The sequence below is a fragment of the Hymenobacter amundsenii genome, from assembly GCF_002204745.1.
GTDB lineage: Bacteria > Bacteroidota > Bacteroidia > Cytophagales > Hymenobacteraceae > Hymenobacter > Hymenobacter amundsenii.
This window is the reverse complement of record NZ_NIRR01000033.1, coordinates 1-15485: the sequence shown is the minus strand read 5'-3', so window position 1 is coordinate 15485 and position 15485 is coordinate 1. Positions and strand designations below refer to the sequence as shown.

General features: G+C 61.5%; 13 protein-coding genes. 7 read left to right on the top strand and 6 right to left on the bottom strand.

The window, feature by feature from the left end:
* Window positions 1-26: 26 nt before the first annotated feature.
* The 4 genes from CDA63_RS15995 to CDA63_RS15980 form a co-directional block, all read right to left on the bottom strand.
* Complete coding sequence (locus CDA63_RS15995; protein ID WP_126546902.1) at window positions 27-1529, bottom strand: tetratricopeptide repeat protein; 1503 nt, start codon at window positions 1527-1529, stop codon at window positions 27-29.
* A gap of 60 nt (window positions 1530-1589) precedes the next feature.
* Window positions 1590-2339 (bottom strand): zinc ribbon domain-containing protein, encoded by a 750-nt coding sequence (locus tag CDA63_RS15990; RefSeq protein WP_088465466.1) that lies wholly within the window; start codon window positions 2337-2339, stop codon window positions 1590-1592.
* Window positions 2329-3429, bottom strand: a complete 1101-nt coding sequence (locus CDA63_RS15985; RefSeq protein WP_242434706.1) for a Nif3-like dinuclear metal center hexameric protein — start codon at window positions 3427-3429, stop codon at window positions 2329-2331. The genes CDA63_RS15990 and CDA63_RS15985 overlap by 11 nt, the downstream gene beginning before the upstream one ends.
* A gap of 142 nt (window positions 3430-3571) precedes the next feature.
* Entirely contained in the window at window positions 3572-4306 is a 735-nt protein-coding gene (locus CDA63_RS15980; RefSeq protein WP_088465465.1) for a protein phosphatase 2C domain-containing protein, read from the bottom strand.
* 262 nt (window positions 4307-4568) lie between these two features.
* On the opposite strand from CDA63_RS15980, the gene lpxK reads away from it, so the two are divergent.
* From lpxK to CDA63_RS15960, 4 genes are all read left to right on the top strand, one after another.
* Entirely contained in the window at window positions 4569-5639 is a 1071-nt protein-coding gene (lpxK, locus tag CDA63_RS15975) for a tetraacyldisaccharide 4'-kinase (RefSeq protein WP_088465464.1), read from the top strand.
* Window positions 5632-7602 (top strand): putative porin, encoded by a 1971-nt coding sequence (locus CDA63_RS15970; protein ID WP_165768339.1) that lies wholly within the window; start codon window positions 5632-5634, stop codon window positions 7600-7602. Before lpxK ends, CDA63_RS15970 begins: the two co-directional genes overlap by 8 nt.
* A 116-nt stretch (window positions 7603-7718) precedes the next feature.
* Entirely contained in the window at window positions 7719-8315 is a 597-nt protein-coding gene (gene miaE / locus CDA63_RS15965) for a tRNA-(ms[2]io[6]A)-hydroxylase (protein ID WP_088465462.1), read from the top strand.
* A 94-nt stretch (window positions 8316-8409) separates the two neighbouring features.
* Window positions 8410-8886, top strand: a complete 477-nt coding sequence (locus tag CDA63_RS15960; protein ID WP_088465461.1) for a hypothetical protein — start codon at window positions 8410-8412, stop codon at window positions 8884-8886.
* Between the two features lie 143 nt (window positions 8887-9029).
* Here the strand turns inward: CDA63_RS15960 and CDA63_RS15955 are convergent, their stop codons facing one another.
* Window positions 9030-10310 (bottom strand): asparagine synthetase B, encoded by a 1281-nt coding sequence (locus CDA63_RS15955; protein WP_088465491.1) that lies wholly within the window; start codon window positions 10308-10310, stop codon window positions 9030-9032.
* Between the two features lie 206 nt (window positions 10311-10516).
* Between CDA63_RS15955 and CDA63_RS15950 the strand changes: the two genes are divergently transcribed.
* The 3 genes from CDA63_RS15950 (at window position 10517) to CDA63_RS21100 (ending at window position 13425) form a co-directional block, all read left to right on the top strand.
* Window positions 10517-11755 carry an ABC transporter permease gene (locus tag CDA63_RS15950; protein WP_088465460.1) on the top strand — a complete coding sequence of 413 codons (1239 nt, stop codon included), beginning with the start codon at window positions 10517-10519 and terminating at the stop codon, window positions 11753-11755.
* Window positions 11756-12155: 400 nt separating this feature from the next.
* Window positions 12156-12398, top strand: a complete 243-nt coding sequence (locus tag CDA63_RS20575; RefSeq protein WP_126546901.1) for a hypothetical protein — start codon at window positions 12156-12158, stop codon at window positions 12396-12398.
* Between the two features lie 583 nt (window positions 12399-12981).
* Window positions 12982-13425, top strand: coding sequence for a hypothetical protein (locus CDA63_RS21100; RefSeq protein WP_088465458.1), 444 nt, complete (start codon window positions 12982-12984; stop codon window positions 13423-13425).
* Window positions 13426-13557: 132 nt separating this feature from the next.
* Here CDA63_RS21100 and mtaB read toward each other — a convergent pair whose 3' ends face one another.
* Window positions 13558-14904, bottom strand: a complete 1347-nt coding sequence (gene mtaB / locus CDA63_RS15935; protein ID WP_088465457.1) for a tRNA (N(6)-L-threonylcarbamoyladenosine(37)-C(2))-methylthiotransferase MtaB — start codon at window positions 14902-14904, stop codon at window positions 13558-13560.
* Window positions 14905-15485: the final 581 nt, after the last annotated feature.

Genomic DNA, 15485 nt, shown 5'->3' with positions numbered 1-15485 from the left:
GGGGAAGAAACGGCGAAACCCGCAGGTTATTCCAGCTCCTGGAGGGCCAGTTTGGCTTTGGTGTCGGTGCTGTTCTTGTACTCGTGCTTCGGGTAGCTCAAGGCCTTACGGAAGTATGTTTTGGCCGCGTTGGGCTGGCCCCCGGCCTGGGCGAGGTAGCCGAGTTGCAGGGCCGACTGAGGCGCGTAGTAATAGGGCGCGGTGCCGGCTCGGGTGATGGTGCGGGCGTAAAGGATGCGCGCCGAATCCAGCTCGCCGAGTAGGTGCAGGGCCCGGGCGCGGCGGTAGGTGTTCTCCAGCTGGTCGCGCAGGGGTGTGGCGGCACTGGCCCGGAACTGGCCCAGCGTGGCCAGGGCAGAGCGATAGTAGCCGCCATCGATTTGCAAGCGGGCCCGGGTGAGAGTGGCGTTCAGGGGCTGGCGGTCCTCGAAGTAGCGTTGGGCGTAGGTGTCTTCTTCCAGCACGGTACGCCCGCTGGCCCCGATGCGGCTGCGGTACCGGGTGGCAGCCACTGCATCGCCGCCCAGCCAGGCGGCCAGGTAGAGCTTGAAGTAGGCGTCTTTGCGGTAGTGCTGGCCGGCGTAGTCCTGCAAAAACAGCTGGTTGGCGCGGCGGGCCGCCGGGTAGTGGCCTTGGTAAAGCAGCAGGTCGGCGGCCAGGTGGTGCAGGTAGGGCAGCGGCAGGTAGCCCGGGCCGGTGGGGCGGGCGTGGTAGGTGGCCAGGGCCTCGTCGGTGCGATGCTGCTTTTTGAGCTGGCTGATGAGCAGAAACGTGAGCAGCTGGTTTTCGGGCTGCTGGCGGTGCAGGGTCTGCACCAGTTGCAGGGCGGCCTCGGGCTTTTTGTAGTAGGTTTCTTCCAGCAGCGCCAGCACGAGGCGGGCTTCGAGCTGGAAGTCGTTGGGCTGGGTGGCGGCCCGGCGCAGGTTGCGCAAGCCGCCTTCCACTGAACCAGGCAAACCCAGCAGCTTCAGAAACCAGTGGTAGCCCTCGGGCAGCGAACCGATAAAAAACTGCAGCATCCCGAGCGTTTTGCGGGCCGGCAGGTAATTGGGGTAGCGCTCGGTCACGCGCTGCATGGCCCCGAAGCTGCGGCGCAAACTCCAGGCGCCCTGCACCTCGTGGCCGAACACAACCTGGGCCGCGGCCTGATGCAGACGGATTTCGGCCGCCGCGTACTCGGCCAGCGGCCCGGTCTGGTCCTCCAGCGCATCGAGGCGCTCGTCCTGAGCGTCCACGGTGGCTTCGTAGCGGGCGGCGTCCTGGCTGATGAGCAGTTCCGTAATGCCCAGGCAGTCCTCGACCAGCAGCGTGCCGGCATCTTGGCCGTTACCGAGCAGGGCGCGGGCGGCCGCGGGGCGCATGTTCAGCACCTCGGCGTAAGCGCGAGCTTGGGTGGGGGTGAGTTCTGAGGGCTTTTCTCGCAGCGCAGGTCGGAAGGACGTGCAGAGGAAGGCCGCAGCCAGCAGCCAAAACAGCCTCCCGTTACCTGCACCCATTCCTGCGCGTACCGCTGCGAGCAAAATCATCATAGACAAAAAAAGAACGGCCCCCGAAAAGAGGCCGTTCTTTCAAACTACTGAAGAAAACGATTACTCGCCCCGAACCTCTACGTCGGCGAAAATGCGGCCGCAGTGCTCACACACGATGATTTTCTTGTGCGAGATGATGTCGGCCTGGCGCTGGGGGGGCACCGTGTTGAAGCAGCCCCCGCAGGCGTCGCGCTTCACTTCCACCACGGCCAAGCCGTTGCGGACGTTGCCGCGGATGCGGGTGTAGGCGGTCAGCAACCGGGGCTCGATGGGCTTCACCGACTTGGCGCGCTGGTCCATGAGCTTCTTCTCGTCGGCCTCGCTTTCGCCCACGATGGTTTCCAGCTCGCCCTTCTTGTTGTCGAGGTCCTTCTTGCGCTCTTCGAGGCGCTGCTTGGTCCCGCTGATGTCGTTGTTTTTCTGCTCGATCTGGTACTGGGCTTCCCGGATCTTCTTGTCGGCAATCTGGATTTCCAGCTTCTGCAACTCGATTTCCTTGGCAATGGCCTCGTACTCGCGGTTGTTGCGTACGTTCTGCTGCTGCTCCTCGTAGCGCTTGATGAGGCCATCGGCGTCCTTGCCAGCCTGCTTGCGCTGCTTGATCTGGTCGTTGAGGCCGGCGATTTCCTCGTCGAACTTGCTCACGCGTACCTCGTAGCCCGCAATTTCGTCCTCCAGGTCCTGCACTTCTTCGGGCAAGTCGCCGCGCACACGCCGGATTTCATCCAGCTGCGAGTCGATTTGCTGCAAGTGCAACAGGGCTTCCAGCTTGCTGGCAACGGTAGTTTCCGTGGACGGGTTAGAAATCATATCGGACGGGGTTGGTGAGGGTCTCTGCGATTAAGACCGCAAAAGTACTTCCAAAGTTGTCGGCAAGCAAATTCCGGAAGATTTCGCCCGTGAATTGTTCGCTCTCGAAATGGCCCACATCGCAGAGCATGAGCTGGCCCTCGGCCCCGAAGTATTCGTGGTACTTGAGGTCGCCGGTTACGTAGGCGTCGGCCCCGGTAGCGCGGGCTTTCCCGATCAGGAAACTTCCTGCCCCGCCGCACAACGCCACAGTTTTAATGGGCCGCGCAAAATCGGTGTGCTTTACTACTGGTACGCCCAGCGCCGTACGCAGCCGCTGCCGGAACTCGGCGGGGCTGAGCGGTTCGGGCAGCTCGCCCACCATGCCCGAACCCACATCTTGGTGGGTGTTTTCGAGCTTTACGACCTCATAGGCCACTTCCTCGTAGGGGTGGGCCGCCCGCAACGCCGCCAACGCGGCCCGCTGGGTGTGTAAAGGCAGTAGCACTTCCACCCGGTCTTCGGGGCCGGCGTGGGGCTGGCCGGGCGAGCCCGCAAACGGGTTGGTGCCGGCCCCTGGCGTGAAGGTGAACGTGCCTTCGGAGCGGAAGCTGCATTCCGAATACTGCCCGATCTGGCCCGCGCCGGCCGCGTACAGGGCCGCCAGTACGGCTTCGGTGTGGGCGGGCGGCACGTAGGTAATCAGCTTGGCTAGCAGTCCGGGCTTGGGGTCGAGGATGCGCGGATTTACCAGCCCCAGCTTGTCGGCCAGCTTGCGATTCACGCCGTGGGCCACGTTGTCGAGGTTGGTATGGGCGGCGTAGAGGGCCACATCGTGCTTAATGGCTTTGAGCAGCGTCTGCTCCACCTCGTTGGCCCCGGTCAGGCGCTGGAGGGGCTTGAAGATGAGCGGGTGGTGAGCCACTACCACGTTGCAGCCCCGCCGGATGGCCTCGTCCACCACGGCCGGGGTACAGTCGAGGGCTATGAGCACGCCCCGGATTTCCATTTGCGGGTCGCCACATTGCAGACCGGCGTTGTCGTAGCTTTCCTGGTAAGCCAGCGGGGCAGCGGCTTCGAGCACGCGCATCAGGTCGAGGAGCTGGGGCATCGGTGGAGTTGGGAATTTAGAATTAGAAGTTGAAAATGGCCGGATAGTAGGGCGAGGCGGTGCCTCGCCTTGGGCAAAATATCGGGTAGGCGAGTAATGTAAACCTAATAGTTATTCCCTTCCTGCTCAACCCAGCAACGCCTCAGCGGATAACTCGGATGATGGCTACGTCATCGGTAGGCAGCAAAGAAAAGCTCGTTTCCAACCGCCTAACCTTTATGTTCAACATCTCCGGGCGCTCGGCTAGTTGGGTGTCGAGCAGCAGCAGGGCGGGTATGTTGGGCAGGTCGTCGGGGGCAGTGGGGGTAGCGGGCTCAAAGCTGTCGATGCCGTCGGTGGCTAGGCTCAGGTCGCGGCAGTCCGAAGCACTCAGGCGCTGGGTTTGCTGGCCGTACCAGTCGGCGAAGGGGCGGGCGAGGTGGTAGGCCAGGTAGTCGGGGCGGTTGTTTTGCTCGAAGCGGGTGAGCTGGCCGTTCAGGGCCACGGTGGCGTCGCCCAGCACCAGGATTTCCACGGCCCCCGTAGTCGGATCGAGCAGGGCGATGACCAGGGTGGTGAGCAACTCGTTAGTTTCCAGCAGTAATTGGTTTTTGAGCTGGTCCAGATCGGCAAAAACGGCGGCCAGCAACTCCCGCAGCTCATCGGCCAGCGTGGGCGTGGGGGGCAGGCTGTTGTGGTGCCGGCGGTAGGGGTATTCCTTGATGACTTTGCGGAGCACTTTGGCTACCAAGGCGGAGGCGAAATGACTTTCCCGGCCCATCGTGCAGCCGTCCATCACGGCCAGTACCAGGCGGGAGCCCAGCGGCTCGGCCAGGCTGAAATCTTCGCAAAATTCGGGGTGGTAGGCTCCGCGTTTCAGGAGCTGGTATAGTTGCATCGTACCCAGGGGGCCGGGCCGCCCGGGCTACTGCCGTAGCCAAGGAAACAGCAAGGGCGGCGGCCCCGGCCCGGCAAAGGTGGGCATTTGGGCAGAATTCCGGTGAATGACGTTCAAAAAGCTGCCTTTTTGAAAACTGCCGGGAATAATCGGCCAACCCGCCCCAACCCGCTACTTTTGCGGCGGCCGGCGCATGTCGGCGACTCCCGTTGCAAAAGTGAAGCGGCGCTTTGCCCTACTGCCCGATTCTTACGCCTGACCATTGATTTCCCCCCTTAAACTGCTGTTGCTGCCCCTGAGCTGGCTGTACGCCGCCGTGCTGGCGGGGCGCAACTGGCTCTACGACCGGGGCTGGAAGGCCAGCACGGCCTTCGATGAGGTGCCGGTGCTCAGCGTGGGTAACCTGCGGGTGGGGGGCACTGGCAAAACGCCCCACGTGGCCTGGCTGGTGGCCTGGCTGGAAGAGCGCGGGCAGCGGCCGGCGCTCCTGAGTCGGGGCTACGGTCGCCGCACCCGGGGCTACCGCCGCGCCAACCCCCTCGATTCGGCTGCCACCATCGGCGACGAGCCCTGGCAGCAGTTCGGGCAGTTTGGCGGCCGCGTGCCGGTGGTCGTGAGCGAGGACCGGGTGGCCGGCATTGGGCGGTTGCTAGGCGAGGAGCCCGCCACGACGGCCGTGGTGCTCGACGATGCCTACCAGCACCGCCGGGTGCGGCCGGCAGTTAATATCCTGCTTACGGAGCAGCAACGGCCGTTTTACACTGATTCTGTGCTGCCGGCCGGCCGCCTGCGCGAGAGCCGGGCCGGGGCGCAACGAGCCGATGCGGTCATTATCACGAAGTGTGCCCCCGACCTGAGCGCGGCGACCCGCGCCGCCATTACGGCCCGGGTCCGGCGATACGCCCGCCCCGGCGTGCCGGTACTGTTTTCGGCCTATGATTACGGCTTGCCGGTGCCCGTACCCGGTACGGGGGCGGCGGCCGGGCCTGTGCCCGGCCGCGAGGTAGTGCTGCTGACTGGCATTGCCCAGCCCGGGCCGCTGCTGGCCCACCTGGCAGCGGCCGGCTACCAGGTGATGCACCACGCCCGCTACCCCGACCACCACGCTTTCACGCCCCGCGAAATTGGGGAGCTGGCCGCGCAATGTCAGCCGGGCCAGTGCGTTCTGACTACCCAGAAGGACGCGGCCCGCCTACAGGAGCCCGCGTTGGCGGCAAGTGTGGCCAATTTGCCCGTATTTTACATCCCGATTACCGTGCGCTTCCTGGCCGATGGCCAAACCCAGCTGGCCGCGCTGCTCGACCCGTATTTTCCGCCCCCCGCCGTTGTCTGATTTTTCGTTGCCTGCGCTGTTTAAAATGCCCGCCCGGCTGCTGCTGGCGGTACTGTTGCTAAGCCTGGGCCTGCGCCCCGCCGGCGTCCGGGCCCAGATTCTCGACGACTCGACCCAAAACCGTTACGGGGCCCGCACCACCTTCATTCTGAAAGAGCGTAACCTTTTGCGCGAAGACACCGTGGGCCGGATGATTGACACGACCCTGACGCGCCTGCCCCAACAGCGCTACTGGACCCACGACACCACGTTTCAGCAGAACCTGGGCAACTTCGGCACGGCCTCGCGGCCGCTGCTCTGGGAGCCTAACCGCCAGCTGGGTGCCCGCCTGGGCCGCCACGCCTTCGACCAGTACGCCCGCGACGCGGCCGACATAAATTACTACGATACCCGCTCGCCCTACACGTTTTTTCGCTTCTTCCAGGGCAACCCCTACGAGCAGGTGTTCGAGCTGGGCTACACCCGCAGCCTGAAACGGCGGCTCAACGTGGGCTTCAACTACGAGCGGTTCGGCTCCTACAAATCGGTGGCGGCCACTAGCACGAGGTCGGGCCAGACGGAGCACAGCAACTTTTTGCTGTTTGCCCGTTACGAGTCGCCCAACAACCGCTACCGGGCCATGGGCAACTTCAGCACCGCCCGCCACACGGCGGCCGAGCAGGGGGGCATCGTGCCCCAAGTCGCCGATACGACCGATAGCGGCCAGGTAGACCTGACCCAGCTCTTTGATTACCAGCGCGAGGTGGTGAACCTGACCACGGCCAAAAACCGCGACGACCGCGACCGGGTGCACCTGCTGCACAGCTACCGCCTGCTGGGCCGGGGCCTGACCGCGTTTCACGTATTCGACTGGAGCCGGCAGCTCAATAAATACACCGACACCAAGCCCGTGCTGGCCAGCGGCGTCGTGAACCCGTTTTATCCGGCCTCGGTCCGCCTGAGCACGGCCGCCACCGACGACCGGGCCGAGTTCCGGCAGCTCGAAAATACGGTGGGCGTGATGGGGCAGTCGGCGGCGGTGCAGTACCGCATCTATGCCCGCCAGCGCATTTATTCGCTCGAAACCAAGGCGGCCATTGGCGTGCCGGCCGTGGTGCGCGACACCATTGACGGGCGCAGCAGCTCGCAATACTTTTTTGGCGGTACGGCGGCGTTTCAGTACCGTCAGTTCGCCGTCGAAACGGCCGGCGAAATCAAGCCCGACCTCAAAGACCCAACCCAGACCGAGTACTGGCTTAGCGGCCGGACGCGGCTGGGCCTGTTTAGCGGCGAGGTGCTGCTGACCAGCGTGGCCCCCACGCTCACGGAGCAGCAGTTTTCGGGCAACCACTTCGTCTGGAATACCAACTTCGACAACGTGCAGGTGCAGCAGTTTCGGGTGCGGGCCGCCCGGCAGGTGGGCATCCATCAGCTGGAAGCCGTGGGCACGGTGGCCAACGTGGTCAACTACATTTACTATGGCGCGGCCGCCGACGGGCAGCACCTGGGCGGCCCCCGCCAGGCCGGTGCCTTCCAGTTCACCAGCCTCATGGCCCGCTACCACGTCACGATTGGGCACCTGAACTTCGAGAACCAAGCCACTTATACGGTGGGCGCCGGGCCCGACAACGAGGCCCTGCGCATTCCGACGCTGGTGGGCGAGTCGCGGCTCTACTACCAGGGCAAGGTGTTCAAAAATGCCCTGTTTGGGCAGGTGGGCGTGCAGGCCTACTTTCAGTCGCGCTGGAAAGCCTACGACTACAGCCCCAGTACCCAGCAGTTTTTCGTGCAAGACCACTTCACCATCCGCAATACGCCGGTGGTCGACGTGTTTGTGAATGCCGATATTAAAACGGTGGGCGTGTTCTTCAAGATGGCCTACGTGAACCAGTTTGTGCCCCAGAACGGCTACTACACTGCTCCCTTTTACGCCGGCCTGCCCCGCCGCCTCGAATTCGGCCTGCGCTGGCAGTTCTTTAATTAGGGGTGTAGTGCGAAACTCCAGCTTGGAGTATCGTTGAACGATGTGCTCCAGCGCCGGCCGTCAGCAACGATACGCGAAGCCAGTGCTTCGCGCTACCTCCCTAAGATCTCAGCCCCATGAAAGAGAAAACCATTCTCAAGCTTAAGCTCAATACCGACCCGCGGTGGGTGGATATTGCCAGCAAGAATATTGAAGATATTCTGGTTGACCACGCCTACTGCGAGCAGAAGGCGGCCAGCACTGGCATCTCATTAATTCTCAAATACCCCGAAAAAGCCCGGCTCGTGGAGGAGCTCACGGCCCTGGTGGCCGAGGAGTGGGAACACTTCGGTCGGGTAATGGAGGAGCTGCGGCAGCGGGGCTTCGCGCTGGGCCGCCCCCGCCGCGACGAATACGTGGTGCAGCTGCTGACCCACGTGCGCAAGGGGGGCGCCCGCGAGCGGCAGCTCATGGACCAGCTGCTGGTATCGGCCCTGATTGAGGCCCGCAGCTGCGAGCGGTTCAAGCTGCTCTGGCAGCACATTCCCGACCCCGGCCTGAGCCAGTTCTACTACGAGCTGATGGTTTCCGAAGCGGGCCACTTCGTGAGCTACGTGGACCTGGCCAAGGAGTACGCCGACCCTCAGGAGGTGGAAACGCGGCTGCAGGAGCTACTCAAGATTGAAGGCGAAATCGTGACGAGCCTGCCCGTGCGCGACGACCGGATGCACTAGCATTTGGAGTGGCAGCGGTAATAGTTGAGCGGGAAAGTTGCACCCTAGGGCCGCCGCGACGTAGCTTACGCCCTGATTGCTATTTCATCCGTCCATGAAGAATCTGCTACTACTCTCGTTGTTAGGCTTGTTGCTGGCTCTGCCACGTCTTGGTCAGGCCCAAGCACCGGCTGCCCCCACGCCCAATTTCTGCGGCCTCAACCTGCCCCTGGAAAGCGGTTATACGGCCGTTTCGGGCTCCGAAATAACCGGGCCGGCCTACCAACTCTCGTGGATGTACCTCGATTACGGGGTGATGAAAGCCTATCCGCCCGAGTACATTCGGCTGGCCAAAAAGAAGCATAAGGGCGCGGAATCCGCCCCGTTCACCTGCACCCTGCGCGGCGGGCTGCCAGTCCAGGGCACGCGCCTGAGCTATGCCACCGAAACCGGCGGCATGGCCTACCAGTACATCGTGTGCGGGGTAGTGCAGGGCCAGGCCGTTCTGGTGGACATGACCCTGCCCCTGGATCCCGAAAAAACCGCCGATCTGCCCGGCGTGGCCCAGCAGATTATGCACCTGGAAAAATAAGTGGCCGCGCCGCCGCTACCCTTGACGCTGTTCAGCCAGTTGGGCTGCCGATATAAAGACACCGTGAGGCGTTTTATATCGGCAGCCCAACTGGCTGAACAGCTTCCTGCCCGAGGGCTCGTACCGTTTCTAACTTCTCACCATCAGGTCTTCTGCTTCTTCTTTTTGGCGGCCGGAAACAGGATGTTGTTGAGGATGAGCCGGTAGCCGGGCGAGTTGGGGTGCAGGCTCAGGTCGGTGGGCTCTTCTTCTACCAAGTGCTGGTAGTCCTCGGGGTCGTGGCCGCCATAGAACGTCCAGGTGCCCTTGCCCAGCGTGCCGTGCATGTAGCGCACTTCGCCTGAAGCCTTGTTTTCGCCCATCACCACCACGTCGGGCTTAATGAGGGTCTTGCGGAAGGCCGTCGTCTGGCCCATGAAGCCCTTGATGGTGCGCTCGTGGTTCTGGGTGAGCATGGTGGGCACCGGGTCGTACTTGGCCGAGAAGTTGAAGAGGGCGAAGTAGTCGTTGTCCTCGTACACCCCCCGCTCGCGCGGGTCCATGTCGATGTTGGAGTACTCGTACTCGTAGGGGTTCATGCGCAGCTGGAAGTTCTGGAAGGCCAGCGTGCGGTTGAAGTTGAGCTTGCTCTGGGCCTGGGGGTCGGCCGGGTCGCCGTCGTACATGGTTTCCACCATATCCAATCCCAGGCCGGCCAAGGCAATGTCGTAGGAGTCGGTGGCCGAGCACATGGCGAACAAAAAGCCGCCACCGGCAATAAATTCCTGCATTTTCACGGTCACCGCGCCTTTCATCTGGCTCACTTTGGCGAAGCCGTTGCGCTTGGCGGCCGCCTCGGCGTCGCGCTGCTGCTGCTGGTACCAGGGGCGGCTGCGGTAGGAGGCGTAGAATTTACCGTACTCGCCCGTGAAATCCTCGTGGTGCAGGTGCAGCCAGTCGTACTTGGGCAGGTCGCCGCGCAGCACTTCGTCGTCGTAGATCTGGGTGAAGGGGATTTCGGCGTAGGCGAGCACCATGGTCACGGCATCGTCCCAGGGCTGCTTGCCCTTGGGGGTATAGACCGCAATTTTAGGCACCTTCTCCAGTTTCATGAGGTCCATGTTGGCGTTGGGGTCGGCTATTTCCGACAGCACGCTGGTGTACTGGGCCTCCGAAATCACCTGGTAGCTTACCCCCCGGATAGCCAGCTCGTTTTCGGCTCCCGGCACCACGTCGAAGGCGAAAGCGCCGCCCCGGTAGTTGAGCAGCCAGTCTACTTCCACCTGCTTGCCCAGCAGCCAGTAGGCCACGCCGTAGGCTTTCAGGTGTTCCTTCTGGGTTTTGTCCATCGGGATGAGGAGGTGGTTGGCCCGGGTGGCCAGTGGCCAGGCTAAACCAGTGGCCAGCACCAGCAGCAGGCTCAGCAAACGGGAGGAAAATTTCATATCGAAGCCAGAAAAAAAGGCTGGAAAAAGACGGTAGCAAGCGGGCCCGGGAACCGGAATGCCCATTTCGAAAGGTAACAATTTAGGGTGGGAGTTACGCCCGAAACCCCTTACCTTGCACGACCCGTCGAACTGGATAAAGGCCTTTGTGCCAGCCAAAAGGTGGTTAAAAGAAGTTTTAATAGCACTCGTTCGTTGCCGCCGTTATGCACCTTCTGGAAAACATCAAAGAGGCGTTTCGTTCCATCAACAGCAACCTGTTGCGCACGATTCTGACGGCCCTGATTGTAAGCATCGGCATTATGTCGCTCGTGGGCATCCTCACGGCCATCGATGCCATCAAAGCTTCGCTCAATTCCACCTTCGCCAGCCTTGGGGCCAACTCCTTTGAAATCAAGGCCAAAGGCTACAACAACCGCGGCCGCCGGGGCGGCGTGCAGGCGAAAACCTACCCTGCCCTGACGTATCTGCAGGCCCGCCAGTACAAGGAACAGGTGGGCGAGCAGGCCAAGGTAGGCGTGTCGGCCTTTGTTGCCGGGGCTACCGAGGTGAAAGCCAACGGTGAGAAAACCAACCCCAACATGCAGGTCGTGGCCGGCGACGAAAACTACCTGCTCATCCAGAGCTACAACCTTAAAAGCGGGCGGGGCTTCTCGCCGGCCGAGCTCGAAAGCGGTACCAACGTGGTGATTGTGGGCTCCGAAATCAAGGATAAGCTTTTTCCCAGCCAGAGCCCGGTCAACCAGTACATCTACATGCTGGGGCAGCGGTTTCAGGTGGTGGGCGAGCTGGAGAAAAGCGGCAGCACCATGGGCGGCGGCGGGGCCGACCGGCTCATGCTCGTGCCCCTGGAAACGGGCAACCAGCTGCCCCGGCAGCGGGCCCTCACCTATGACGTAAAAACGGCCACCCTCGACCCCACTCAGCTTCCTTACCTCACCGGTGAGGCCACCGGCATCATGCGCGCCGTGCGCCACGACGCGCTGGGGCAGGAGGACAGCTTTGAGGTGGAGCGCTCCGACTCGCTGGCCGGCAAGCTCGATTCGCTGTCCGATAACCTGCGCATTGGAGGTTTTTTGGTGGGCTTCATCACGCTGCTCGGGGCCAGCATTGCCCTGATGAATATCATGCTGGTCTCAGTCACCGAGCGCACCCGCGAAATCGGGGTGCGCAAGGCCATGGGTGCCACCGCCCTCCAGATTCGGCAGCAATTCCTCATCGAGGCCATCGTCATCTGCGCCATGGGTGGGGTGCTGGGCATTGTGCTGGGCGTGGCCATGGGCAACGGCGTGATGCTGTTCGTAGGCAGCGGCGGCTTCATCATTCCCTGGCTCTGGATGGGCATCGGGCTCGTGATTTGCGTGTCGGTGGGCCTGGCTTCAGGCTATTACCCGGCGAGCAAAGCCGCCGCCCTCGACCCCATCGAGAGCCTGCGCTTCGAGTAGAGAGGAGTAGGAGGGAAGCGTTCTTATCGGAGTAGGCGCATGAAGCGGTGGGCTAAATTCTGACTGGCACTTGGGCTGCTGACTGCTTCAAGGGCCGGGGCGCACGGGCAGGCGGCGGGCAGCCGCGCGCAAGTATCCGCCGTGGCAACGAGCGGGCAGTACGCCCGATTTCAGGTTTCCCAAGGGCAGCTGCCGCGTTGGGCAACTGCCCAACGCGGCAGCTGCCCGGAGCATCAACTGGCAACTGCTTCGCTACGTCACCAGCCAATCTACTAATCTAGGTGATTCGACGGCCAGTCCCCGCCAACAGCTCTACCGGATGGCGCGCGAATGTTGCTATGATGCGCAGGAGCAGCAGTGGTATGCCGCTGGTGATGGCCTCACTGGCAGGGCCTATACTGTGCTTCTCAATCAGAATTTCCTGCTGTCGATAGAGTTTGAGAACGACTATCAGGGCCTTTCTGAGTTGGAGACCCACCATCTCACGTTTGATTTGCGCACCGGCCGCCAACTCTCGCTCGCCGACTTTGTAGCCTACCCGCCCGCAGAATTGGGCCGCCGATTTGATGCGGCAATCGGCCGTCGCCTGCGCGATGAGTTGGCTAACGTCGTGGCCACCTACGGGGGACTCCGCAACCATTGAGTACGTCGCCCAATTGTATGGCCTCGGTAACTACAGGAGTGTTATGGCCACTCATGACTCCGCCGCTAATCCTGCGGCCGCCGACAGTGGCAAATGGTATGATTACGCTGAATTGGCCGTGACACCCCGGGCACTGCTCTTATTCCATCCGATAGGGATGAGCCGCGCAACTATTCCTTTCCTGTCCTGCCCGATGAAAAGTAAACGTTCCCGTTTGAGCGAATCCGGCTGCAACCTACCTGGCAGCATTTGAGAAAGGCGCGGACCCGGCACTGATTACTACAGAATGAGAGGTTTTCGAGTAATTGTTGATGATTATTCATTTGGTAGTATATTGCGCCATAAACAGCAGTTAAATCATTTGAATATGGTAGTAGAAACCACGGTTGGACAACGGTTTACCCAGTTAATAAACCATTTGGAGTTATCAAAAAATGCTTTTGCTGTGTCGTTAGAAAAGACAGCCACCGTTATTCAGCACTTGGTAGATGAGCGCAATAAACCAGGATTTGACCTTTTGTGCAAGGTATTTGAAGTGTATCCAAATGTATCTAAGGATTGGTTGTTGCAGGGAGAAGGCCCCATGCTGACTGATGCCACGGAGGATGCCACCACCCCGCCGCCCGTGCTGCAATCGGCGGCGCAACTCGTTGAGGCGGCCGCTACTGCCGCGCCAACGAGTACGCCGGTAGCTGCCGCGGTGGCCGTACCGGTAGCGGCTCCCGAACTCGTAACCGCTCCGCTTACTGAGCCCGTTGTGGCCCCGGCTCCGGCCCCAGAACCGATGCCTGCTGCGGCCGTGCCACCGCCCGCCCCGCAGCCAGTAGCCCCGGCCCCACCCGTTGCCGCTCCTGCGCCTGCCGTGGCGCCCGCGCCCGTCGCCGCAGACCTGAGCTGGCAAACGGCCCTCTATACCCAGCAGATGGCCCACCAGCTGGCCATGGCCGAAATGCGCAACCAGCACCTGCTCGACCAGCAGCGCATGATGCAGCAGATGATGGACCTGATACAGCGCCAACTGGCCTAGCGGCCCACGGTGGCGGAAAAATACACTGCCGCCCGGATAAGCGAGAAGCCCCTAACGACAACACGGTCGTTAGGGGCTTCTTGCTTATCAGGACTTTGAACTGTGGACGGAACGGTTGTAGCGCGAACTGTGCTAGTGCTGGAACATCTCCACGCCCATTTCCTCGGCTTCCATCAGGTTTTGGGGGGTAACGGCGGTCAAGCGTAGTGGTTTCAGCTCGCCCACCAGCAGCGGGTCGTATTTGGCCGCTACCCGAATGTAGTTGGGCGTGAAACCCTCCATCTGGCCGTTGGTCACGTCGTCCTCGAACAACACCTGCGTTTCGAGGCCCACGTGCTGCTCGTAGAAAAAGCGCTTCTTCTTCTCCGAGAGGCCGCGCAGTTGGGTGGTACGCTCGTGGCGGTGGCGGTCCTGCACGCGGCCAGGCAGGGTGGGGGCCAGCGTGTTGTCGCGCTCCGAATAGGGGAACACGTGCAGGTAGCTCACGTCGAGCTCGTTGAGGAACTGGTAGGTTTCCAGAAAATCGGCCTCGGTTTCGCCGGGGAAGCCCACAATCACGTCTACGCCAATGCAGGCATGGGGCATTACCTGTTTGATCAGGGCCACGCGCTCTTGGTACAGCTCGCGGCGGTAGCGGCGGCGCATCAGGCCCAGAATCTTATTCGAGCCCGATTGCAGCGGAATGTGGAAGTGGGGCATAAACCGCTTCGATTGGGCCACGAAGCGGATAATATCATCGGAAAGCAGGTTCGGCTCGCAACTGCTGATGCGGAACCGCTCGATGCCTTCCACCTCATCAAGCGCCTGCACGAGGTCGTAGAAATCCTCCAGCCGTTCGCGCTCGGAACCCTGCACCCCAAAGTCGCCGAGGTTGACGCCGGTGAGCACGATTTCCTTCACGCCGGACTCGGCCAGCTTTTCTACCCGCTCCACCACGCTCTGCACCGAGCCTGAGCGGCTCGCGCCCCGGGCCAGCGGAATGGTGCAGAATGAGCAGGAGTAGTCGCAGCCGTCCTGCACCTTTAAAAAGGTGCGGGTCCGGTCGCCGTAGGAGTGGGCGGCGTGGAATTCGGTAGTCTCCGAAATCGGCGAGGCGAACACCCGGCCGGGCTGGCCGGCGGCGGGTTTCGTGAAGCCCGCCAGCGTTTCGACGAGCTGGAATTTCTCGGCCGCCCCCAGCACGGCGTGTACGCCGGGTATCTCGGCAATTTCCTGGGGCTTGAGCTGGGCGTAGCAGCCCACGATGGCCACCAGGGCCTCGGGATTGTGCTTGAGGGCCTGCTTCACCACCTTCCGGCACTTGCGGTCGGCGTGGTCGGTGACGGAGCAGGTGTTGATGACGTAAATGTCGGCCGCGTCCTCGAAGGCGGTTTTCACGAATCCCGCCTCCTCAAACTGCCGCCCGATGGCCGACGTCTCGGAGAAATTGAGCTTGCAGCCCAACGTGTAAAAGGCGACTTTCTTGGTTTCCATTTCCATAAGCAAGGCCGCAAAGATACGGCGGAAGCGGCAAGCTTCCGGCAGTGACGTGTTAGGTTTGGAGCACAAGTGCAGTAATCTCTACTCTTGGCTGGCACCCCTTGTGGGGAAGTCTACACTGTAGGATAGTATTGAAAGCATAGTGAGCACATGTAGGGTTGGACACCCTCATCACCAATTTACTCTGATGCTATTGCTTTATAAGTGTTTTGTGCAATCTGATGAGATTATTTAAATAATAAATATAAATATGAATATCTATAAATATTGGGAAAAGGTTTATCTTCATGAGGTCATTGCTACAGGGCCTCACCTACGCTGCACATCCCGCACCGAGCTGGTGAGCCAAGGAGTTATCATCCAAGGCGATGGATAGTTGTCCATCTGTCTCCTCTGCATAAGGTGCCCGTGGTGGCCCCTTTTTACTATACCTGTCAGGCTTTTCCCTGCACCATTTCGTGCTCCTGCCGCCTGGCCAATGACTTAGAGCGTGTTTGGGAATTAGGTAGGGCGAAAAGAAACGAGCCAGTAAGTTGCGGTAGGAGTTCCTAGGCTCCGATTCGCATCATGGTTGACGGCTA